General features: G+C 71.7%; 16 protein-coding genes. 3 read left to right on the top strand and 13 right to left on the bottom strand.

All coding sequences use genetic code 11. The features are described from left to right. Window positions 1–37 precede the first annotated feature (37 nt). The 12 genes from OIE67_RS54575 to OIE67_RS54520 form a co-directional block, all read right to left on the bottom strand. The gene (locus OIE67_RS54575) at window positions 38–1,402 is read right to left on the bottom strand and encodes a hypothetical protein (protein WP_326635160.1); all 1,365 of its coding nucleotides are present in this window, start codon (window positions 1,400–1,402) and stop codon (window positions 38–40) included. Window positions 1,403–1,469: 67 nt separating this feature from the next. Beyond that, on the bottom strand, window positions 1,470–1,865 hold the full coding sequence (locus tag OIE67_RS54570) for a (deoxy)nucleoside triphosphate pyrophosphohydrolase (RefSeq protein ID WP_326635158.1): 396 nt from the start codon (window positions 1,863–1,865) through the stop codon (window positions 1,470–1,472). A gap of 28 nt (window positions 1,866–1,893) precedes the next feature. Then, a complete protein-coding gene (locus OIE67_RS54565) occupies window positions 1,894–2,985 on the bottom strand; it encodes a C40 family peptidase (protein WP_326635156.1) in 1,092 nt (363 codons plus the stop codon). Continuing rightward, the gene (locus tag OIE67_RS54560) at window positions 2,982–3,608 is read right to left on the bottom strand and encodes a hypothetical protein (protein ID WP_326635154.1); all 627 of its coding nucleotides are present in this window, start codon (window positions 3,606–3,608) and stop codon (window positions 2,982–2,984) included. The genes OIE67_RS54565 and OIE67_RS54560 overlap by 4 nt, the downstream gene beginning before the upstream one ends. A 3-nt stretch (window positions 3,609–3,611) precedes the next feature. Then, a complete protein-coding gene (locus OIE67_RS54555; protein WP_326635152.1) occupies window positions 3,612–5,954 on the bottom strand; it encodes a type IV secretion system protein in 2,343 nt (780 codons plus the stop codon). Then, window positions 5,951–8,428: an ATP-binding protein gene (locus tag OIE67_RS54550; RefSeq protein WP_326635150.1), complete on the bottom strand. Its 2,478-nt coding sequence runs from the start codon at window positions 8,426–8,428 to the stop codon at window positions 5,951–5,953. The genes OIE67_RS54555 and OIE67_RS54550 overlap by 4 nt, the downstream gene beginning before the upstream one ends. Window positions 8,429–8,475: 47 nt before the next feature. Beyond that, entirely contained in the window at window positions 8,476–11,820 is a 3,345-nt protein-coding gene (locus OIE67_RS54545) for a TcpE family conjugal transfer membrane protein (RefSeq protein WP_326635148.1), read from the bottom strand. A 54-nt stretch (window positions 11,821–11,874) separates the two neighbouring features. After that, entirely contained in the window at window positions 11,875–12,138 is a 264-nt protein-coding gene (locus OIE67_RS54540; RefSeq protein ID WP_106240705.1) for a hypothetical protein, read from the bottom strand. A 63-nt stretch (window positions 12,139–12,201) separates the two neighbouring features. Then, window positions 12,202–12,918 (bottom strand): conjugal transfer protein, encoded by a 717-nt coding sequence (locus OIE67_RS54535; protein WP_245955890.1) that lies wholly within the window; start codon window positions 12,916–12,918, stop codon window positions 12,202–12,204. A 678-nt stretch (window positions 12,919–13,596) separates the two neighbouring features. After that, the gene (locus tag OIE67_RS54530) at window positions 13,597–13,908 is read right to left on the bottom strand and encodes a hypothetical protein (protein WP_326635145.1); all 312 of its coding nucleotides are present in this window, start codon (window positions 13,906–13,908) and stop codon (window positions 13,597–13,599) included. A 231-nt stretch (window positions 13,909–14,139) separates the two neighbouring features. Next, complete coding sequence (ychF, locus tag OIE67_RS54525) at window positions 14,140–15,216, bottom strand: redox-regulated ATPase YchF (protein WP_326635143.1); 1,077 nt, start codon at window positions 15,214–15,216, stop codon at window positions 14,140–14,142. Between the two features lie 93 nt (window positions 15,217–15,309). Next, a complete protein-coding gene (locus OIE67_RS54520) occupies window positions 15,310–16,026 on the bottom strand; it encodes a hypothetical protein (RefSeq protein ID WP_326635141.1) in 717 nt (238 codons plus the stop codon). Window positions 16,027–16,113: 87 nt separating this feature from the next. Here OIE67_RS54520 and OIE67_RS54515 point away from each other — a divergent pair, with 87 nt between their 5' ends. Together OIE67_RS54515 and OIE67_RS54510 are read left to right on the top strand one after the other, a co-directional pair. After that, window positions 16,114–17,379 (top strand): DNA recombination protein RmuC, encoded by a 1,266-nt coding sequence (locus tag OIE67_RS54515; protein ID WP_326645803.1) that lies wholly within the window; start codon window positions 16,114–16,116, stop codon window positions 17,377–17,379. Between the two features lie 14 nt (window positions 17,380–17,393). Beyond that, the gene (locus OIE67_RS54510) at window positions 17,394–17,906 is read left to right on the top strand and encodes a DUF6542 domain-containing protein (protein WP_326635139.1); all 513 of its coding nucleotides are present in this window, start codon (window positions 17,394–17,396) and stop codon (window positions 17,904–17,906) included. 110 nt (window positions 17,907–18,016) lie between these two features. Here OIE67_RS54510 and OIE67_RS54505 read toward each other — a convergent pair whose 3' ends face one another. Next, window positions 18,017–18,982: a 4-hydroxy-3-methylbut-2-enyl diphosphate reductase gene (locus tag OIE67_RS54505; RefSeq protein WP_106240689.1), complete on the bottom strand. Its 966-nt coding sequence runs from the start codon at window positions 18,980–18,982 to the stop codon at window positions 18,017–18,019. A 101-nt stretch (window positions 18,983–19,083) separates the two neighbouring features. Between OIE67_RS54505 and OIE67_RS54500 the strand changes: the two genes are divergently transcribed. Further along, window positions 19,084–20,136 (top strand): hypothetical protein, encoded by a 1,053-nt coding sequence (locus OIE67_RS54500; RefSeq protein WP_326635135.1) that lies wholly within the window; start codon window positions 19,084–19,086, stop codon window positions 20,134–20,136.

The following is a 20,136-nucleotide window of genomic DNA, read 5'->3' as shown; positions in this document are numbered from 1 at the left end:
GAATACTAGCCGGGTAAAAGTAACAGTAAAGACGGATTTACAACTCGTTTCTCCGATTACGTCCTCGTTGTACCGTGACAACGATCCAGAGCCCTCCGAGCAGTACTCCGATGGCCCCCGCGACCATGGGCAACGCCTGCGGGCCGTCAATCGGACTGATCCAGCGCACCGGATGAACGGGTTTCGCGGACGACACCATTTCCCACGGCAACGGCGCTTCTCCGCCGGGGCCCTCGGCTTGGAACGAGGCAAAGAGCCGCGTACCGGCGGACAGGCTCACCACGGCCGTCGGCAACGCCTGCGGCACGCCCCCTGAGGGCACGCCGGGACCGGGCGTGAGAGGCGCGATGGGAGTGACGGGCACGATCGGCGGAATGACCGGCATCTCTCCGGCGGCCACCGCCGCACTCGCCGCCGGAGTCGCGCTCACCCTCCGTTTTCCGCTCGCCGCCCTTGCCGTAGCCGGTACGCCTGGCGTCGCTCGTGCGCCCGGCGTGATCCCTGGGCTTCCCGCGCTCGGGGACGCGCTGACGACGGGAGCGGCGGCGACGACCGGGGTCGGGGTCGGGGAGACGAGGGTGCTCGTGCCGGCCAGTCGGTCGACGGCGTCGCGCTTGGGCGGCGGGAGGCGGTGGGCCTGGCCGCTGAACGTCGCCCGTTCCCCCGTGATGCGGCTCGCCCCGACCCGCACGGCGGTGCTCCTGCTCAGGGTCGTCGGCCCGCCTCCGGTCCCGCGCACTTTGGCCACCGCGGCGAGCACCACCTTCCGCGCGCCGGCGGGCGCCGTGACCGTGACGTCCACCGCCCGCTCACCGGCGACCTTCCCCAACCGGCACACCCGCGCCCCCGGCGGAACGGCACCCGTCACCGCCGGATCACCCACCACCGCCGGATCGCCCACGACCCGCAACGCCCGCCTGGCCAGCCGCCCGGCCGCACCTGCCCCCTCACCGGCCCCCTCACTGGCACCCTCACTGGCACCCTCACTGGCACCCTCACTGGCACCCTCACTGGCACCCACCGCCGCGGCCGGACTCCGCACCGCAGGCCCGGCCGAAGCCGAGCCCGCCTGCCCGGCCGAAGCCTCGGCGAAGCCGGCCGGGGTCGCGGCCCCGAGGCCGGCGGCACCCGCCGCAGGACGCGGGCTCATCAGGGGTGCGGGCGGGCAGGTGACCTCGGTCAGGGCCGTCGCCGGGCTGGCCGCGACCGCCACCCTGGCGCCTTTGGCCATGCCGTTGAGCCGGACCCGGAAGCGCTGCACGTCCCCGGTCCTGACCCACTTGCCGACCTCGCCGCCCTCGTGCACCCGCTCCAGCACGAGCGACACCCCGGTCGCCGCCACGGGCACAGAAGGCACCGCCACCAGCGTCAGCACCCCGGCGACGCCCCATCCACGCCGCATCGCGCCCATCTCCCCCACCGCGACAAAAATAACTCCTAGTAATCATTCTGTCACAGAGAGGGATGTCCTAATCACGCGGGAGGAGACTCTCCACCATCTTCATGATCGGCATGTCCGCGCCCAGCCATTCGACCTCGTAGTACTCCCCAGGCCCCAGCCAGCGCAGCGCCAGATGCTCCCTGGCCTCCGGCGTGCCCGAGGTCAGCGTGCAGAGCCAGACGCGCATGACGTACCCCTCGGCGAGCGGCCAGTCATCGCCCACCCGCTCGCCCACGGCGACCTCGACGCCGAGCTCCTCCCTGCACTCCCTGACGAGCGCGACCTCATCGCTCTCGCCGGGGTCCACCTTCCCGCCGGGGAACTCCCAGCCGCCGGCCAGCGCGGCGGGCTCGGCGCGCTGCGCGGCCAGCACCCGGCCGCCGGGCTCGACGATCACCGCGGCCACGACCACGATCATGCTCATACGGACGGCGTCCTCAGCCTCATGCCCCTCATAGGGTGCGATTCTGCAGCTTCTTCAGCTGCTCCTGCACCGCGGGGTTCTGCAGCGGGCGGGTGAAGCCCACGCGGGTGTCGCGCGCCTGGTAGCTCGTGACCTTGATCGGCCCGCACAGCCGGCACCGCGCCTCCAGCATCTTGCCCTTCGACACGACCAGCCCCACGTGGCCGGGGTTGTTCGCGGACGTGCCGGGTCCGGCGTTGAAGAACACCAGGTCGCCGGGTTCTTCCTCGCCTTCTAACACCTTCACGCCGAACGGCCACTGCCCGAACGTCGTGCGCGGGATCGTCAGCCCGGCCGCCTTGTAGGCCGCGTAGATGACGCCCGAGCAGTCGAAGGAGTCGGGCCCCGTGCCGCCCCACAAGTACGGCTTGCCGCGCTGCGCCAGCGCGAACTGCAGGATCTTGGCCACGACGTCGCTGGGCGCGGCCTCGACCAGCGGCTCGTCGCACTCCTCCGACGCCTGCGGGGGCACCTCGACCGCGCCGGACTTGGCGTACTTCCTGGCGATCTCCTCGACCTGGTCGACGTACCACCAGGCCCGGTTGTAGACGAACAGCGCCTGCCGCACGTTCTCGGGGGCGCCGTTGCGCTTGAGCATCCTGGCCGCGCCGAGGATCGCGTCGGCGGGGTTGTAGACGTCGCCCACGCCGTCACCGTCGCCGTCGGAGGCGTAGCCGGTGAACTTCGACGACATCGGCACCCTGGCCTTGCCGCCCCACGTGGAGATGAGGAACTGCATCGGCCCGGCCGCGCCCGCGGAGTTGGTGCCGTTCTTGACGCCGGGCAGATCGGAGCGGCCGTGGTCGGTCTCGCGCTTGCCCACGGCGGCCAGGATGTTCCACTGGACGCCGATCCTCTTGCCGTAGTCCTTGTACAGCTCCAGGTACGCGGCGGGGATGTCGGACGAGGCGGAGTCGGAGGCCTCCTCCACCCGCGCCGAGTCGTCGCAGTCGACGGAGGCACTGTCGCTCAGGAACGACGGCATCGACATCAGCAGCAGCGGGGAGACGATGACCGCCACCAGGAGCAGCATGCCGGCCAGGCCGATGATCAGGGCCAGCCGCGTCTTGGAGAGTTTCACCAGGGGGGATCTCCGTCCTGGCCGTCCGCGGCGGGCAGGATGTCGTAGACCCGCCAGTCGGCCCCCGACTGGGCCACCGTCACCGCGAACTCCTCGCTGACCAGCTTGTTCCCGCTGGTGGCCGTGACCTGCCGGTTCGCGGTGACCACGAAGACGATGGAGCTCTTGTCGACCTGCCTGATCTCCTTGAGCGCGGCCGTGGCCGTGGAGACGATCTGGTCGTTCTTGTTCGTCTCGACAGTGCCCGCCGAGGTCATCGTCCTGGTCAGGGTGTCGCCGAGCTCGGCCGTGGTGTACGCCTTGAGCCGGCCCGCGTAGGCCGCGGGGTCCTCGTCGAAGCGGAAGGTGCCGTAGGCGGCGGTGAACCGGGTGGCCACGTCGGCCGCCGCCGCCAGTTGCTCCTTCTTCATCGGCAGGTACGCGTACACGTCGAACGGCGCGGCGCTCGCGGTGGCCAGCGGCGTGCTCGTCACCACGGCGGAGCTAGTGGCCCTGGCCGTCTCCGGCCGCTCAGGGGTCTCCTCCGAGGAGTCGGGCCACATCGTCAGGTAGATGCCGACCGCCGCGATGACCACGACGATGGCGGCGAAGGCCACCCCCCGCCTGTCACCTGCCTGCGCCATGTTCTAGTCCTTGTCGGAGTTGTTCGGCTTGAGCCAGAAGGGCACGTCGGGGCTGTCGCCACCGGAGCCGCCGCCGTTGCCGCTGCTGCGCAGCCACAGCGGGGGCGCCTCGGAGGAGCGGGACGACGACTCGCCCGAGCCGAAGATCCGCGGTCCCGGCGACGTCCCGCCGCCGGAGCGCGAGCCGTTGCCCGAACGCGAGCCGTTGCGGGACCCGCCGCCGAACAGCCCGCCACCCGAGCCACCCGACCCGCCGGACCCACCTGAACCGCCTGAACCGCCGAAGAGGCCGCCGGAGCCGCGCGAGCGGGAGCCGCCCGTACGGGAGCCGCCCGAGCCGCCGAACCGCGACCCGCCGGACCGTGACCCGCCGGACCCGCCGGACCCGCCGGACCCGCCGAAGCGCGAGCCGCCGGATCGTGACCCACCAGATGAACCGCCCGCCGAACCGCCGCGCCGCGCCCAGCCGCCGCCGGACGCCCCGCCGAACCAGCCGCCGGAGGAGCCCGACGAGGCCGCCGAGGCCGCGCCGGTGGAGGCCGCGGCCCCGCCGCCGACCCGGGGACCGCCGGCCGCGGGCCCGCGCTGAGGCGCGGAGGTGCCCAGGTTGAGCGGGGGCGCGGTGCCCCTGCGCGGCTCGGGCGTGCCCCGCCCGGCCGCCCTGCCGCCCTGCGGGTCGGTGTCGAGCGGAGCCGCCGTGGCCGGGATCCTGGTGCCGGACGCGGCGCCTTCGCCCTCCTCGCCGCGCATCCTGACCTGGCCGCCCGCCGCGGCCGTGGCCGCCGCGCCCGCCGGGTTGGCCGCACCGGCCGCCCTGATCAGCGGCTCGGCCTTGCGCAGACCCCAGCGGCCGATCCTGGCCGACGCCACCGGCGGCAGCACGCCCGCCGACCGCTCAAGCACCGACGAACTCGCCGCCTCGCCGAGCATGCGGGTGGTGACCGTGTGCCCGCTCATGGAGGCGAACAGGTGCTGGAACGGGCGGCGGTAGAAGAACACCGCGATCGTCAGCAGGGCCATGAACAGCACCTGCATGCCCCAGGGCATGGCCGTGGAGATGATGAGCGCGTACCCGTACACGAGGACGCTGAGCACGATCGTCAGCACGGCCTGTCTCAGCAGCGTGCCGATGAGCATCTCCACCCAGCGCAGGGCGACGATCCGCCCGCTGCCCGGATGGACGCCGATCAGCAGGAAGATCGGCCCCAGGATGAGCAGGAGCAGGAAGCCCACCTTCAGCACCAGCAGCGACACCGCCACCAGGAAGATGAGCAGGCCCGCCACCAGGGCGGCGATGAACGCGCCGACGGCCACGCCGAGCCGGTTGGACCAGTCGCGGCCGGAGAAGGTGGCGTAGCGGGGGTCGTTCCTGAGCTTGTCGCCGAGCGCCGCGTACTCCGACTGGCGGGCTCCCACGTCGGGCGCCGGTTGCCCGGCCACCGCCTGCGGGACGGACTGCATCTCCAGCACCTTGCGGCCCCAGTCGCGCACGATCGGCTGCTGCGGGTCGGCGGTGCCGAACAGGCCGACCAGCCACGGCTTGCAGACCAGCGTGGACCACAGCGCGTCGGCGTTCTGGTCGACCCCGGGCGTGCCGGTCTGGGCGTAGCCGCCCGCCTGCACCTTCGGGCTCTCGCCGCCGCCGGGCGGCGGCAGGCAGGACGCGCCGCCCGCGCCCGGCAGGCCGGAGAAGGCGGAGTTGACCACTTCGCCGGTCTTGTCGGTGACGACCTTGCCCAGGCCGGTGAAGTCGCCGGGCCGGCTGAAGAACCACACCGCCACCGTGACCGCCAGCACCATCCAGATGACGCCTTCCGCGGTCGTGGTGGCCCGCTTGCGGATCAGGCCGTACCAGGCCAGCCAGATGGCGCCGAGGATGACGATCGGCTGGAGGAAGTCCCAGTAGACGGCGTCGGCCAGGCGCGTGACGATGTCGTCGACCACGTCCTTGATCGCCTGGAGCGGTCCTTCCGTCGCCGCCGCCTGGTACGTGGTGATCGTCAGCCGGTCGACGGCCTTGGCCGCGGTGAAGATGCCGTTGGCCCACATGTTGCCGAGCACGGCCACGTAGTCGGAGCAGGTCAGCTCGTGCGTGTGCCAGAACTGCCCGCTCATCCCGAACTGGGCGTAGTTGGTGGTCGCCGCCGGGGTGCCGGCCTGCGGCGCGGGCGGCTGGATCAGCCCGTCGGTGCCGCTGCCCACCATCTCGGGCGACAGCGGTCCCGACAGGTCACAGGGGGCGGCGGCGACCGGCGTGGACGTCGCGCCCAGGACGAGCGGCACCACGAGGATGCCGGTGACGAGCGCGAGAGCCAGCGCGAGTCGTCGGGATAGCCGGATCTTCATGACCGTACCTCCTGCGCCCTGCCCACGCCCCCCTGAAGATCATCATGCCCCGTGCCGCCGGGTTTGTCGTGTGTCGGGTTCGTGTCGAGCCAGCGGAGAAGTTCATCGGAGATCAGGTCTACGCCCATACGCCCCGCCCTGCCATCCAGATCACGGAATACGCATTCGCCGTTGCCCAGGGAGCGGAGCACGGCCTTGTGCTCCTCAGACGACTCCACCCCGAGCAGGGACATGACGTGGTCCACCTCCACCCTCTCGGTGGACCTGAACGCGAAGACGGACGACAGGCAGTTGGTCACCTGCTCGTTCAGCAGGTCTCCCGCGTTCTGCGAGACCAGCACCAGAGCGGTGTTGCGAGAACGGCCCATCCTGCTGACCTCGGGCACCAGCTTGGCGCCCTCGGGCGTGGAGGTGATCGCCCACGCCTCGTCCAGGAAGATCGCCTTGGGGGCGCGCCGGTCGAGGCCGTTCATCAGCCTGCGCGCGAACTGCGACACCAGATAGAGCAGGGCCACCGACAGCCGCTGCTCGTAGGAGTAGTCCTCCCGGCCCGTGGCCACGTCGGGCAGCGTCAGCCCGCCGAGCGTGAACACGGTCGTCCAGCCCTCGCTGTCGATCTGGTCGCCGCCGGACGGGTCGAAGCACAGCCGCGCCAGGTGCATCTCCGACATCGAGCGCAGCACCGCGCCGAGGTTCTTCGAGGCCGCGTCCTCTGCCTGCTCCAGGAAGTCCACGACCTTGCCGAGCGAGGGGTCCGCGCCGTTCGACACGGCCGCCACCGCCTGGATCATCGCCGACTCGCGCTCCTCCGACATGCGCGGCAGCAGCAGCCGCAGCGTCTCGGTGGCCATGGTCTTCTTCGCCGCGATGTCGTCGCCGAACGAGAACGGGTCGAGCAGCCCGGGGGCCGCCGAGCCGAGCGGGATGACGCGGGCCTTGCGGCCCCGCTTCTCCAGCAGCCGTACCAGCGACTCCGCGTCGCCCTTCGGGTCGATCACCGCGACCGTCACGCCGCGCAGCGCCATCTGGTAGATCATCAGCAGCGCCAGCGTGGTCTTGCCGCCGCCGGGCTCGCCGGTGATCGCGATGGCGGTCGGCCGGTTGCGCGTGGCCGCCACCAGCGGGTCGAAGTGCACGATGCTGCGCGCCCTGCCGACGGTCTCGCCGATGTACGGGCCCAGCCAGCCTTCGGTGCCCTCCCCCAGCCGGTCGCCGAGATCGACGGTCGCCGTGGCCATGCCGCCGGCGATCGTGCGCAGCGGCTGGCGCTGGGCGTAGGCGTTGACGCCCACCTTCTCGCCCGGCAGCGTCTCGCGGAACAGCGAGAACTGGTCGCCGGTCGAGTTGACCACGTCGATGCCCATGTCGCGGTAGTGCTCGACCACCGCCTCCACCCGCTGCACGCAGATGTCCTCGGTCGGGGCCGAGACGATCAGGCGGTGCCAGCCGTACACGAAGGGCAGCCGTTCCTTGGTGATGCCGTGCTCCAGCATGCGGGCCGCGTCGATCTGCTCGGCCAGCGCCAGCGGCGCCTCCGCGCCCGCCTCGCGGATGTGGTGGTCCATGTCGCGGGCGTGCGCCAGCTTGCGCGCCACGTCCTTCGACGCCTTCACCGGTGGGATCAGCCGCATCCGCGAGGAGATCTCCACCGGGAACGGCAGCTGGTCGGCGAAGTGCAGCCACGGCTCCCCGTCGGGGAAGGGCATCAGGTCGGGGAAGCGCGCGAACGACAGGTGCGCCACGTAGGAGTCGCCCTGCGGCTGCACGATCCGCAGCAACGACCTGCCGTTGTGGATCTCGCCCTCGACCAGCGACTCGATCTCGCCCTTGCCCCAGCGCCTGCGCGGGCTGGCCGAGGGCGGCGGGTCGCCGAGCGCGCCCGCGGCCGAGTGCTGGAACAGCCACGCCACCTCGACGGAGGTGGCGTGACGGGCGTAGAGGGCGCTCGACGCGAGTGCTCGCCCGAGCCGTTCCGCCTGCTCCGTCCAGCGCCCGATCTCGCTGTCGGGTACGTGGTCGTCGTCCATCCCCAGCACCTTCTCGGTCTTCTGGTAGAAGCCGAGGAGCTGGGCCAGCACGCCGCTGCCGAGTTGCTTGCCGCGCGGGCCGAGCCGCACGCCCAGGTAGACCTCCTTCGACCAGAAGTCCTTGGCCCAGACGTGCCGGTACATCTCCTCCAGGTAGTCGCGCCAGCCAGGCCCCTCGTCGGACGTGGCATTGAGCGCCATGGCCCACTCCGCCGCCGGGTACGTGCGGTGCGCGACCCTCAGGTGGACCTCGGCGTCGGGCATCCTGATCGCGGCCAGCGCGATCGTGATGTTGGTGGCCAGCGCCTCGCGTTCCTCGGGGGTGACGAACTCGTAGCTGACCGTCGGGAGCCGGAAATACGCCCATGCGCTGGTGTCCGTGAGCAGGATGCGGTCGTCGAAGTAGCGGACCGCGAGGCGCTGGTGCGCTCGGGATGCCCTGCTCATGCCGCCCCCTCGGCGCATGAACGGGCCAGACCTGCTCGCTTGTTCACTTATCGCTCACCGATTCTCGTGCCCGGGGGGTCACTCGCCAACTCCTCTTCGCTCGGTCGTACGGACTGTGCCGCGAAACCTGCGACCACGACACCGGCGAGAGCGAGGTACGCCCGCCGCCCGGCCGCGCGCAACTGCCCTGGATCGACGACCTCCGCGCCGCCTGGTGCCAGGCCGTCCTCCCAGGGGACCCTGACGATGGCCCGGCACCTGCCTCTGGCCACCGCCTCCGCCTGCTCGACGTCGGTCATCGAACGCCTGCTCACGCCGTTGACCACCATCACCGCCCGCCTGCGCAGCTCCGCGCAGCCGTGCCCGTCGAGCCACTCGTACGTCATCGCCACCGCCTCCGGCGCCTCCTCGCTCGCCGGGACCACCAGCACGAGCTGGTCCGCGTACGGCAGCAACCGGGCCGCCAGGGCGGCGGCCGGGTCGATGACGGCCAGCTTGTAGTGGCGGTCGAGCAGGCGCATGGATTCGCCGAGCCGGTGGTCGGAGAAGAAGGACCTGTCCGCGAGCCGCTGCTCGGCGCCCGCGTCGGAATCCGCGCTGATCACCTCGAGCCCCGAGGCGGTCCGCGTGGTGTAACCCCGCATCGTGAGATAGCCGCTGACCCGGTCGAGCCCCGACAGCAACGACGTCAGGGTCTCGGGGGTCTCCGGCTGGATCTTGCTGGTCAGCGTGCCGCCGCCGGTGCTGGCGTCCACGGCCACGACCCGGTCGTCGCGGTATTGGGCGAAGGCGTGACCCAGCATGAGCGCCGTCGTGCTCTGGCCCGCGCCGCCGGTACAGCCCAGCACGACGACCCTGCGGCTGCCCGCGAACACGCCCCTCGCCCTGGCCTCGTCGATCTCGGACCCGTCGGTCCGCACCCCGCCGCCGCCGACGACGACCTGAGCGATGCGCCGCCAGCCGCCGGAGTCGCGCCCCACGACGGACTCGACCCGCCGCACCCGGCCCTCACCCGGCCGCGGAACAGGCACGGCCCCGATCTCTCCGCTGCCTTCACCGCTGGGTCTCGCCGCACCCCCACCACGCGCCGCCGCAGCCGCCTCCCGGCCCGCCGCGGCCACCGCCTCCCGCTCCCTGACCGCCTGCCGCTCTCTCGCGGCCTCCCGCTCTCTCGCCGTCACCCGCTCCCGGGACGCCTCCCGTTCGCGGACGTCTTCACGCTCCTGAGCCGGCACGCGCTCACGACCGGCCTCACGATCGCCCGATACCGGTGCGGTACGTTGACCGGCCACCGGGGCCGAGCGGTCGTCTGCGTGCCTCTCAGAGCCGTCTGCGGCCGTGTGCGCGTCACCCGTCCCGGCCCCGTCGGCCCCGGCCCCCTCGGACCCGCGTACCTCAAGCCCGGCCACCTCGGACTCGCGTGCCTGAAGTTCGGCCACCTCGGATCCGGTCGCCTCAGATCCGGTCGCCTCGGACGCGGGTGCCTCAAGCTTGACCGCCTCAGACCCGGCCGCCTCAGACTCGGCCGCCTCGGACTCGGCCGCCTTGGATCGGGTCGGCTTGGGTCCGGGTGTCCTGGATCGGGTCGCCTTGGGCCTTGCCGCCTTGGACTCGGGCACTTCGGACCCGGGTGCCGCCGCTTCCGTGGCGTCGTTCACGGCGGCGGCGTCGGGCCCATGCGCTCCGGCCGTGCCCGGCTCCTGGCCGGCAGCCTGATCCGGCACGCCGGCCGTCTCTCCCGCGACCTCCGCGTCGCCACGCTCCCCCAGGGGCCGCGCGTCACCGACGTCGGACGCCTCCCGCACAGGCCGAGCCTCACGGGTCTCGGACGCCTGCCGGTCGAGGCGCGCGTCGCGGGCCTCGGACAGGCTCCGCACGGGGCGCACGTCGCGGCTCTCCGGCGTTTCGGCCGGTGTGCCGGTCGCCTCGACGTCGGCTTCCTGTCGGGGGTCGGTGGGTGTTCGGGGGGTGGTGCCACGCGGGAGGTCCGCTCGCAGGTCCTCGTGCGTCTCGTCCTTGCGGGCACTGGGGCGGGGCACCGGCTTGGCGTCGGGGTCGAGCGGTGGCCAGACACCCTGGCCGCCCGAGAGCGCGAGCCCGGGGACGAGCCGCGGCGGCTGGCCCTTCCTGTGCTTGTCGCGGGCGACCTCGTCCTCGGGACGCTCACCCGCGGGACGCGGTCCGGCCTCGGCCCGTTCCTTGGCGTCGATCGGGCCGTCGGCGCTCGCCGCGAGCCGCCGCAGCCTGCGCAGCGCCTCGGTGTCGATGGGCTTGCCCGCGGCCGGCTTGCGGCTCTCCGCCGTCCTGATCGGATCCGCGGCCTCCTGAGCCGCCAGCGCCTCGGCGCTCATCGCGCCCCGCGCCCCGGACCGATCCCGCACCTCGAACCGGTCCTGTGCCGCGGCGCGGTCCCGGGCCTCAGGCTGGTCACGCGTCTCGAACCGGTCCCGCGTGTCCCCCGCCTCGGGCCGGCCCGCCACCTCGAAGCGGTTCCGCGGCTCAGGCCGGTCCCATGCCTCAGGTCGTTCGCCGAGCTGGTCGTCAGGGTGTTCGCCGGGCCGTTCGTCGAGGCGGTCATCGGACCGTCGCCCGGCCCGCGCGGCGGCGCGCCGGTCGGCCGTGCGCTCCCGTCCTCCGCCGGCGGTGCCGTTCTGGGGCGCGGCCGCAGAAGTCCGGGAGGCGGGCTCGGGGGCGGAGTCAGGCTGGTGATCGATCACGAGCTCGCGTTCGCCCAGCACCGGCGCCGTAGCCCCCACCGCCTCGCCCAGCAGCGAGCGTTCCTGACGCCGCCCGGAACCGGGGGCGCCCGCAGCGGCCTGGCGTACCTGGGCCTTCAGGGCGGGAGCGGTGCCGCGGCGGGTGCCCCAGCCGGTGCGCGCGGTCGTCGGCTCGGCGACGGGCGCCTGCGCGGCCGCGGCCGCCGCGGCGGCGACGGCGGGGCGCACCTGGCGCGGCCCGGCGGCGCCTTCGCGCCTGCGCTGGGGGTGGCGGGCCTTGCGCGGCCCCTTCGACTTGGCCCGTACGGGCGCCGTACGCCACACGCGGCCGGAGAACGTCACGGCCTCGGGCTCGGAGCTGGGCGCCAGGCGGTACCAGGCCTTCGGCTGCCCGAGGTAACGGAGCTGGGATTCGAGCAGCTCGGTGAGCCGCTTGCCCTCGATGACCGGACGGGTGGACAACCACGTCACGATCCCCGGCGGCACCAGGAACAGCACGTGCCAGGGCATCTCCACCGGCACGCCCACCAGGACCAGCAGGAGCGACCACGGAACGAACACCCCGACGAACACGCCGATCCAGACGATCGGCAGCGGCATCGGCAGCCGTAGGTCGTACAGCTTGTAGAGCCGCTTCTCGATCCGCCAGATGTTCGTGTACGTGGGCAGGTCCACGCGGTCCTCCTCTCCACCCGCTCGTACATGACCGCCGCGGAGCGGTCTCAACCCTTACCTGATGCCCAGTGCGCCCGCGATCGCCTTCGCCGTCACCTCGATGATGTTGGGAACGTAGAAGATCACCCCGATGGCCACCGCCAGGATGAGGAACTGCACGAAGCGCGTGATCTCGCGGGTGAAGAGGAAGAACAGCGCGACCACGGAGACCACGACGAGGAACAGCGGCGCGAAGAACGCGCGCAGGAAGTTGGCCAGCCCGCCGGTGTCGATGCCGGTGGGCGTCGGTGTCGGCGTCATCTCCATCAAGGTGAGCATTACGGTCTTCAAGGTCACTTCTTGTCCTCCCGGGGGGTACCGATCAGCAGCACGGCCGTGCCTCTATCCAGCGACCCGGCCGCCACCGCGGATGTCGGCGACGAACCACTTGTCGCCCTGCTTTTCGACGGTCAGGCGGTAGGCCTGCTCCAGCGTGCCGCCGACCACCGCGGGGTCGGTGCTGTTGGGAGTGGGCGGGGGATCGCTCGGCACGGCCCACACCACGACCGCCTGGATCTCTCGGGTGGCACCCCCCACAGGCACCACGACTTCCTTGAGCTGCGAGAAGGTGAACGCGCCCGCGAAGCTGGGCAGGCTCTTGCCCGCGGCGACGTAGCGCTGCAGCCCGCCGGTGTCGCCTGACGCGTAGTCCTTGAAGAAGCCCTCCAGCTGGGGCTTGAGCTCGGCGGCCGCCGCGTCGTCGGTCTCCGGCGCGGCGACCTGGGGCAGGTCGGCCGGAGCCGGGGCGGGCAGGATCGCCGGGCGTCCGGAGATCACGAAGCGCCGTCCGGCGTCGTCGCCGGAGTAGTAGACCGGGACCGACAGCATCATCCGGCGGGGGCCCGACTGGTAGGCCACGTTGACCACGGCGTTCTTGTCGTCGCTCGCCTCGATGTCGTACGGCTGGATGGCGACGGCCGCCAGCTTGCCGTAGCCGTCCCAGCCGAGTTGCGGGTCCATGCCCTCGGCCAGGAACGCCTTGAGCTTGCTGGACCTGCTGGCGGCGTCCTCAGGACTGAAATTGAGATAGACGCCGGCGAACTGCGCCGCGAAAGCCATGCCCTGTTCGGCGGGAAATCCCTTGTCAACGGGTGCGGCGCCACTTGTCGTCGCCGGTTCTTGCTGGGTGAACCTCTCAAATGGGGCACGAACCCCATTCACGACAACCACCACAATAAGTGCCCAAAGAATGATGCGGCCGGTCCACACCAGCCACCGTCCGCCGCCGCCCGACCAGCCGCCACGCCGCGGCCTGCGCGGCGGCGGCGTGTCGAAGTCGGCCGGATCGAGGGTTGCGGAAAGCCCGGGCCCGTCAGCGATCCGAGGATCGTGCTGGACGGTAGACCTACGAGCCATCACGCCTCCGCTCGCGCCGATCCCCCCGGCTGGCGCGGTGTCGTCCGTTGCCGATCCCCATCATCCGCGGTGAAGTAGTCACCCTATCCGGTCTCCGCCATTGTTCCAGGAAAGCCACGCCCATGCTGCGGCATGACGGTCCACACGGCAAACCGGGCCCGTTTGACCGGCCTCGGCGCCGATTCCTGTGCGTTCCCGGGACGGTGGCCTTTTGACCAGGCCAGATGCCTAAAATCGCATACCGCGGTAGCCACGCTTTCCTGTCCAAAACAGGCATGGACCTCTCGCGACCTGCGGATTCGGCATGAGTCTGAACCAGATCCAGGCCGGACTTCGAGCACCGAGGCCCCCGGACGGAGTCCTGAGCGGAGGCGGCTCCGGTCAGGCGGGCTCGGGATCCTGGTGGGGGCGCGACTGGCGCCTGCTGCGCAGGTCGACCACCGTCGGCTGCACCGTCGGCTGCACCGTCCGCTCCAGGGAGCCACGGAGATCGGCCAGCATCTCGGCGGGCTCACGCTCTCTCATGCGGGTCGTCATCTCGTTGCGCTCGTCGACCTTCCTGCGGAGGTACGCCTCGCGGTTGACGCGCAGGCCGTACATGAGCTCGACCCTGATGAGGGCGAGCTCCTCCTCCAGGCTGATGCCCGCGAGCGTGGGCGCGGGGCGTCGTTTCCGGATGATGCGACGGATCATGAGGGCCTCCCGAGTCAGCGTGAACGCCGTGACGATTCGACGCGCGGGGGCCCAGAGTGGTTGACGCCTCACTAGTCCTCAGAGCAAACCTTCAGTCCGCACCGGAGAACCGGACGCCGGAAGGGCCTCGCCGCCATCCGCCGCCGGTAACGTACCGTAGCCGACCATCGCCGACCGTGACCGGCACGCCGCGAACCGGGCCGCCCCACGCACCGCCGGAGCGGCCGCCCGTCACACGTTGAAGCGGAACTCCACCACGTCGCCGTCGCGCATGATGTAGTCCTTGCCCTCGATCCGGGCCTTGCCCGCCGACCGGGCGCTGGCGATCGAGCCGGCCTCGACCAGCTCGTCGAAGGAGATCACCTCGGCCTTGATGAAGCCGCGCTGGAAGTCGGTGTGGATCACGCCGGCCGCCTCAGGCGCTGTGGCGCCCTTGGGGATCGTCCAGGCCCTGGTCTCCTTCGGCCCGGCCGTGAGGTAGGTCTGCAGCCCCAGCGTCTCGAAGCCGACACGGGCGAGCTGGCGCAGGCCCGACTCCTCCTGGCCGACCGACTGCAGCAGCTCCAGCGCCTCCTCCTCGTCGAGCTCGACCAGCTCGGACTCGATCTTGGCGTCGAGGAAGACCGCCTCGGCCGGGGCGACCAGCGCGGACAGCTGCTCCCTGAGCGCGCTGTCGGTGAGTTCGTCGGCGTCGAGGTTGAACACGTAGAGGAACGGCTTGGCCGTCAGCAGGTGGAGCTCGCGCAGCCCGTCGCGGTCGAGACCGCTCTCGAAGATCGTCTTGCCGGTCTCGAGCACGGCCAGCGCGGCCTCCGCCGCCTCCAGTGCGACCTTCTTGTCCTTGTTGTTGCGCGCCTCCTTCTGCAGGCGCGGCACGGCCTTCTCGACCGTCTGCAGGTCGGCCATGATCAACTCGGTGTTGATGGTCTCGATGTCGCGCTTGGGGGAGATCTCGCCGTCGACGTGGGTGACGTCGGGGTCGTTGAAGACCCGGATGACCTGGCAGATCGCGTCGGTGTCGCGGATGTTGGCGAGGAACTGGTTGCCTCTGCCCTGCCCCTCGGAGGCCCCCTTGACCAGGCCCGCGATGTCGACGAACTCGACCTTGGCGGGCAGGATGCGGGCCGAGGAGAAGATCTCGGCCAGCTTCGGGAGCCGGTCGTCGGGCACGCCGACGATGCCCACGTTGGGCTCGATGGTGGCGAACGGGTAGTTCGCCGCGAGCGCGTTGCCGGTCTTGGTCAGCGCGTTGAAGAGCGTGGACTTGCCCACGTTGGGCAGGCCGACGATTCCGATGGAGAGACTCATCCGACCGACCCCGTCGCCGGGAGGGTCGCCGGGGAGAGCCCAAGATGGCCGCGCCTGGTGGTTGACTCGCTTCGCTCGCTCACGGCGCCGAGTTTACTGGCTCAGCACGTACAGACAGGTAACCGGACGATAGGCCTGCTCGGCGCGCAGATAGCGGCGCGCGTCCGGCGGGCAGGCCGACGGCGCGCTCTCGAACGACAGCACCCTCGCCCAGGCGTGCGGCGAGTCGCACGGGACCCTGGTGACGGCGGACCTGGCGATCACGTCCGTGGCCGGCTCGGCCACGCAGGCGCCCCGGTCGAGCACCTGGCCGCCGGGGCCCAGGCAGATCACGTGGGAGTCGCCGTCGAGGGCGTCCAGGGTGGCGGAGGGGCAGGCGGCGGGGTCGGCGACGATCGCGAGGGACCTGCCGTACCAGCCGGGCCGCTCGCACGGGCGCTCGCGGCCGTCCAGCGTGACGCAGTCGCCCGGCCTGAGCAGGCCGCCGCCACCGCCGGGCGCGCCGGGGTGCGGTTCGAGGAAGTTGCGTACGCACGCCGTACGGCCGGCGCCGACGCGCAGGACGTTGTCGGTGTCCACGGGACAGTCGCCGGGGCCCGGCGGGTCGGGTGCGAGTGCCACCACCTCGGACTCGCCGCCGTTGCACGCGGTCAGCGCGTACTCGCCCGTGACGCACGCGCCTAGGGACCAGCGCAGGACGGGACGCGGCTGAGTGCCGCTCCCCGACCCGGCGATGACGGCCCCGGCCAGGGCGATCAGGGTGATCGCCAGGGCGGCGCCCGCCGCGGCCACCTTCGGTACCGTGTTCATCCCCGTACTCTGCGTGACGAGAGATGTGCCGCACAAGCGGAACGCCCAAGCGTGTCGGCGAGATCAGCGCCCGGCGGGCCTGCCATCATCGATGGAGTGGACGTCGTCTCGCTTCTCCTGGGTCTCGCCGTCGGGTTGCTCGTGGGGTTCCTGGTGGCCAGGACGCGGGCCGCGGTGCGGATCGCGGAGTCGGACGCGCGGGCCAGAGCGGCCTCCGAGAAGCTGGTCTACGTCGAGGAGCAGCTGGCCGAGCGCTTCCAGGCCCTGTCCACGCGCGCGCTCGACGTCAACAACGTGCGCTTCCTGGAGCTGGCGGAGAGCCGGCTCGCAGCCACCAGGGCCGAGGCGGCGGGCGATCTCGAACAACGCAGGCTGGCCGTCGAGCACCTGGTCGAGCCGCTCAAGGACGCGCTCACGCGGGTCGAGTCCCAGCTGCGCGACTCCGAGTCCGGGCAGCGGGCGGCGCGGGCCGAGCTGGCCAAGCAGATGGAGTTCGTGCAGCGGAGCAACGAGCAGCTCCGCTCCCAGACCACCGCCCTGGTCCGGGCCCTGCAGCGGCCCGAGGCGCGGGGCCGATGGGGCGAGCTGCAGCTGCGCAGGGTCGCCGAGATCGCCGGCATGCAGCGTTACTGCGACTTCGACGAGCAGGTCACCGAGGGCTCCATGCGGCCCGACATGGTCGTCAGGCTCGCCGGGGGCAAGAACATCGTGGTCGACTCCAAGGTCTCGCTGGCGGCCTATCTGGAGGCCGCGGAGGCGTCCGACGAGTCGCTGGCGACCGTACGCCTCGACGCCCACGCCCGGCACGTGCGCGAGCACGTCGACCGGCTGGCGGCCAAGGCGTACTGGCAGGGGTTCAACCCGTCGCCGGAGTTCGTGGTGCTGTTCATCCCCGGGGAGGCGTTCCTGGCGCCGGCGCTCGAACGCGACCCCTCCCTGCTGGAGTACGCCATGACGCGGCGGGTGCACATCGCGACGCCCACGACGCTGATCACGATGCTGCGCACCGCGCACTACGCCTGGCAGCAGGCGGCGCTGAGCGAGAACGCGCGGGCGGTGTTCGAGCTGGGCAAGGAGCTGTACGAACGGCTGTCGTCCCTCGGCAGGAACGTCGAGTCGCTCGGCAAGGCGCTCACGCGGACCGTGGAGGCGTACAACAAGTCGGTCGGATCGCTCGAAAGCCGTGTCCTGGTCACCGCACGCAAACTTCACGATCTCGGCGTCGTGGACGGCGATCTCGACTCCCCCGAGATGCTCGAAGGGCTGCCCAGACCCCTGAGCTCCCCCGAACTGCTCGAAACCTCCTCACTGATTTCCCACGCGAACGGTAAGTTGGCCAACGGGTCGCAGTAATCGGGGGAGGGCAAGTGGGTGAGAAGAGCAGGCGTCCTGCGGTCAGGCTGACGGCTCGCGGCGCCATCGCGCTCGCCCTGGTGGCCACCCTGGCGGGCTACGTGCTGGCGGCCGTGTTCGACGTCGGCCACCTCGTGGGAGCGGCGTTCGTGCTGGCCAGCGCGCTCGGCGCGCTCCTGGTCAACCGGCGCGAGCTGCTGTCGCTGGTGGTGACGCCGCCGCTGGTGTTCTTCTGCGCCACCCTGTTCGTCGAGCTCGGGCGGGCGTTCGGCTCGGTGTCGGTCGTGCAGTCGCTGGCGCTCGGCCTCTACACGTCGATGACGCGGGGCGCGCCGTGGTTGTTCGCCGGTTCGGCGATCGTGCTGGGCGTCGCGTGGCGGCGCGGGCTGCGCGACAACGTACGCGAGCTGCGCGAGGAGCTGAAGGCGGACGCGGCTGAGGTGCCGCGCCCGCGCCAGCCGTTCGTGCCCGAGCCTGAGGGCTATTTCGAGCCCAAGGTGTACGGCACTCCGCGCGGCGAAGACTAGAACCGGTCCTCCCACTAACGGACGCCGGCCCGCGGCCTCTCAGGATCGCCGGGGACCGGCCCGCGACCTCTCAGGAGAGCCCGGGACCGGCCCGCGACCGGCGGCGGAGCTCAGGAGGCCCGCAGGTCCTTGCGCAGTTCGTGGGGCAGGGCGAAGCGCATGCGCTCCTCCACCGGCTCGACCTCCGTCACGTCGCCGAACCCGTGCCGGGCCAGCCGCGCCAGCACCTCCGCCACCAGCTCTTCCGGCACCGAAGCGCCGCTGGTCACGCCGACCGTGGTGACGCCGTCGAGCCACTCGTCGCGGATGAAGTCGGCGTTGTCGACCAGGTACGACGCCTGCGCGCCGTAGTCCTTGGCCACCTCGACCAGCCGCTTGGAGTTGGAGGAGTTGTCGGAGCCGACCACGATGACCAGCTCGGACTCGGCCGCGATCTCCTTGACCGCCACCTGGCGGTTCTGGGTGGCGTAGCAGATGTCGTCGCTGGGCGGGTCGATGAGCGTGGGGAAGCGCTCCTTGAGCCGGGCGACGGTCTCGGTGGTCTCGTCGACCGAGAGCGTGGTCTGCGACAGCCACACCAGCTTGCTCGGGTCCTTCACCTCCACCTTGCCGACCGCGTCGAGCCCGTCGACGAGCTGGATGTGCTCGGGCGCCTCGCCGGAGGTGCCCTCGACCTCCTCATGGCCCTCGTGGCCGATCAGCAGGATGTCGTAGTCCTGGGCGGCGAACCGCTTGGCCTCGTTGTGCACCTTCGTGACCAGCGGGCACGTGGCGTCGATCGTGCGCAGGCCGCGCTGCCTGGCCTCCTCGTGGACGACCGGGGAGACACCGTGGGCCGAGAAGACGACGATCTCGCCCTCGGGCACCTCTTCGGTCTCGTCGACGAAGACGGCGCCCCTGGCCTCGAGCGTCTTGACGACGTGGGTGTTGTGGACGATCTGCTTGCGTACGTAGACCGGGGCACCATACTGCTCCAGAGCCTTCTCGACCGCTACCACGGCTCGATCGACTCCGGCGCAGTAGCCCCGTGGCTTGGCAACGAGGACTCGGCGGGAAGTGGGGGTCTGGGGCTCCATACTTTCTATGCTACGTGGAGCGGCGTTCTGGCCCGCGCGTGCGTGGTTGCCCGCGATTTGCCAGACTGTCCGTCCATCACTGACCTCCCAGGGAGACGTACATGTCCTTCAGCGACGTGATACGCAACATCGCTAAAACCGTTACCAACAAGGACGAACTCAAGGAGAAGGCCAAGGACCTGCCGCTTCTCGTCGTCCAGACCACGTTGAGCGCCGCCGGGCAGGCGCTGCTGCTCGTGGACCGGATGAAGAACTCCATCAAGGGCATCGGCGCCAAGGAGGAGCGCGAGGAGGAGCAGGACTCCCGTCCCTCCGCCGCTCAGCAGGTCGCCCCCGCGCCGGCCGAGGCCGAGGAGGGCAAGGCCGAGCGCAAGGAGCCGGTCATCTTCGCCCCGCGCCCCGCGGCCGAGCCCAACGGGGTCGCCAAGACGAAGCCGGACCCGGTCATCTTCTCCCCTGCGGCCAAGACCGAGGCGGCGCCCGCCGCCGAGCCCGCCGCCAAGCCGGAAGCCGTCTCCGAGCCCGAGACCGCTGCCAAGCCGGAGCCCGTCTCCAAGCCGGAGGCGACCTCCAAGCCGGAAGCCGTCGCCAAGCCCGCGACCGCGGACCCCGAGCCGGAGACCGCCGCCAAGGAGTCCGGCACCAAGACCGACGTGGCCCCCGAGCCCGTCCAGGAGCCGGCCGCCACCGCCGCGCCCGAGCCGGAGGTCGCGCCCGCCGCGCCCAAGGCCGTGGCCGACCCCGCCGTGGCCGAGCCCGCCGTGGTCGAGCCCGCCGTGGCCGAGCCCGTCGTGGCCGAGCCGGAGCCCGCCGCCAAGCCGAAGGCCGCCAAGCCCAGGGCCAGGGCCGCCAAGCCGAAGGCCGCGAGCAAGGCTCCCGAGGTGGCGCCCGAGCCGGCCGCCGCGCCGGAGCCCGCCGCGGCCACCGCCGAGCCCGCCAGGGCCCCCGAGCCCGTCGCCGCCGCGGCCGTGGACCTGACCGAGCCGCTGCCCGGCTACTCCGGCCTGACCGTGGCCTCCCTGCGGGCCAGGATGCGCGGCAAGAGCGCCGAGCAGATCAGCTCCTACCTGGAGTTCGAGCGGTCCAACGCCGCGCGGCCCGAGGTGATCAAGATGTTCGAGAACCGCCTGGCCAAGCTGCGCGCCGGGGAATAA

It is taken from the genome of Nonomuraea fuscirosea (assembly GCF_035917475.1).
In the GTDB taxonomy this organism is placed as follows: Bacteria; Actinomycetota; Actinomycetes; order Streptosporangiales; family Streptosporangiaceae; genus Nonomuraea; species Nonomuraea fuscirosea.
This window is presented reverse-complemented; position numbering and strand designations above follow the sequence as displayed.

Coding starts and splice junctions, on each gene's coding strand:
- OIE67_RS54575 (WP_326635160.1), bottom strand. CDS start 1,402: ATGCGGCGTGGATGGGGCGTCGCCGGGGTGCTGACGCTGGTGGCGGTG.
- OIE67_RS54570 (WP_326635158.1), bottom strand. CDS start 1,865: ATGAGCATGATCGTGGTCGTGGCCGCGGTGATCGTCGAGCCCGGCGGC.
- OIE67_RS54560 (WP_326635154.1), bottom strand. CDS start 3,608: ATGGCGCAGGCAGGTGACAGGCGGGGGGTGGCCTTCGCCGCCATCGTC.
- OIE67_RS54555 (WP_326635152.1), bottom strand. CDS start 5,954: ATGAAGATCCGGCTATCCCGACGACTCGCGCTGGCTCTCGCGCTCGTC.
- OIE67_RS54550 (WP_326635150.1), bottom strand. CDS start 8,428: ATGAGCAGGGCATCCCGAGCGCACCAGCGCCTCGCGGTCCGCTACTTC.
- OIE67_RS54540 (WP_106240705.1), bottom strand. CDS start 12,138: ATGCTCACCTTGATGGAGATGACGCCGACACCGACGCCCACCGGCATC.
- OIE67_RS54535 (WP_245955890.1), bottom strand. CDS start 12,918: ATGGCTTTCGCGGCGCAGTTCGCCGGCGTCTATCTCAATTTCAGTCCT.
- OIE67_RS54530 (WP_326635145.1), bottom strand. CDS start 13,908: ATGATCCGTCGCATCATCCGGAAACGACGCCCCGCGCCCACGCTCGCG.
- ychF (WP_326635143.1), bottom strand. CDS start 15,216: ATGAGTCTCTCCATCGGAATCGTCGGCCTGCCCAACGTGGGCAAGTCC.
- OIE67_RS54520 (WP_326635141.1), bottom strand. CDS start 16,026: ATGAACACGGTACCGAAGGTGGCCGCGGCGGGCGCCGCCCTGGCGATC.
- OIE67_RS54505 (WP_106240689.1), bottom strand. CDS start 18,982: ATGGAGCCCCAGACCCCCACTTCCCGCCGAGTCCTCGTTGCCAAGCCA.
- OIE67_RS54500 (WP_326635135.1), top strand. CDS start 19,084: ATGTCCTTCAGCGACGTGATACGCAACATCGCTAAAACCGTTACCAAC.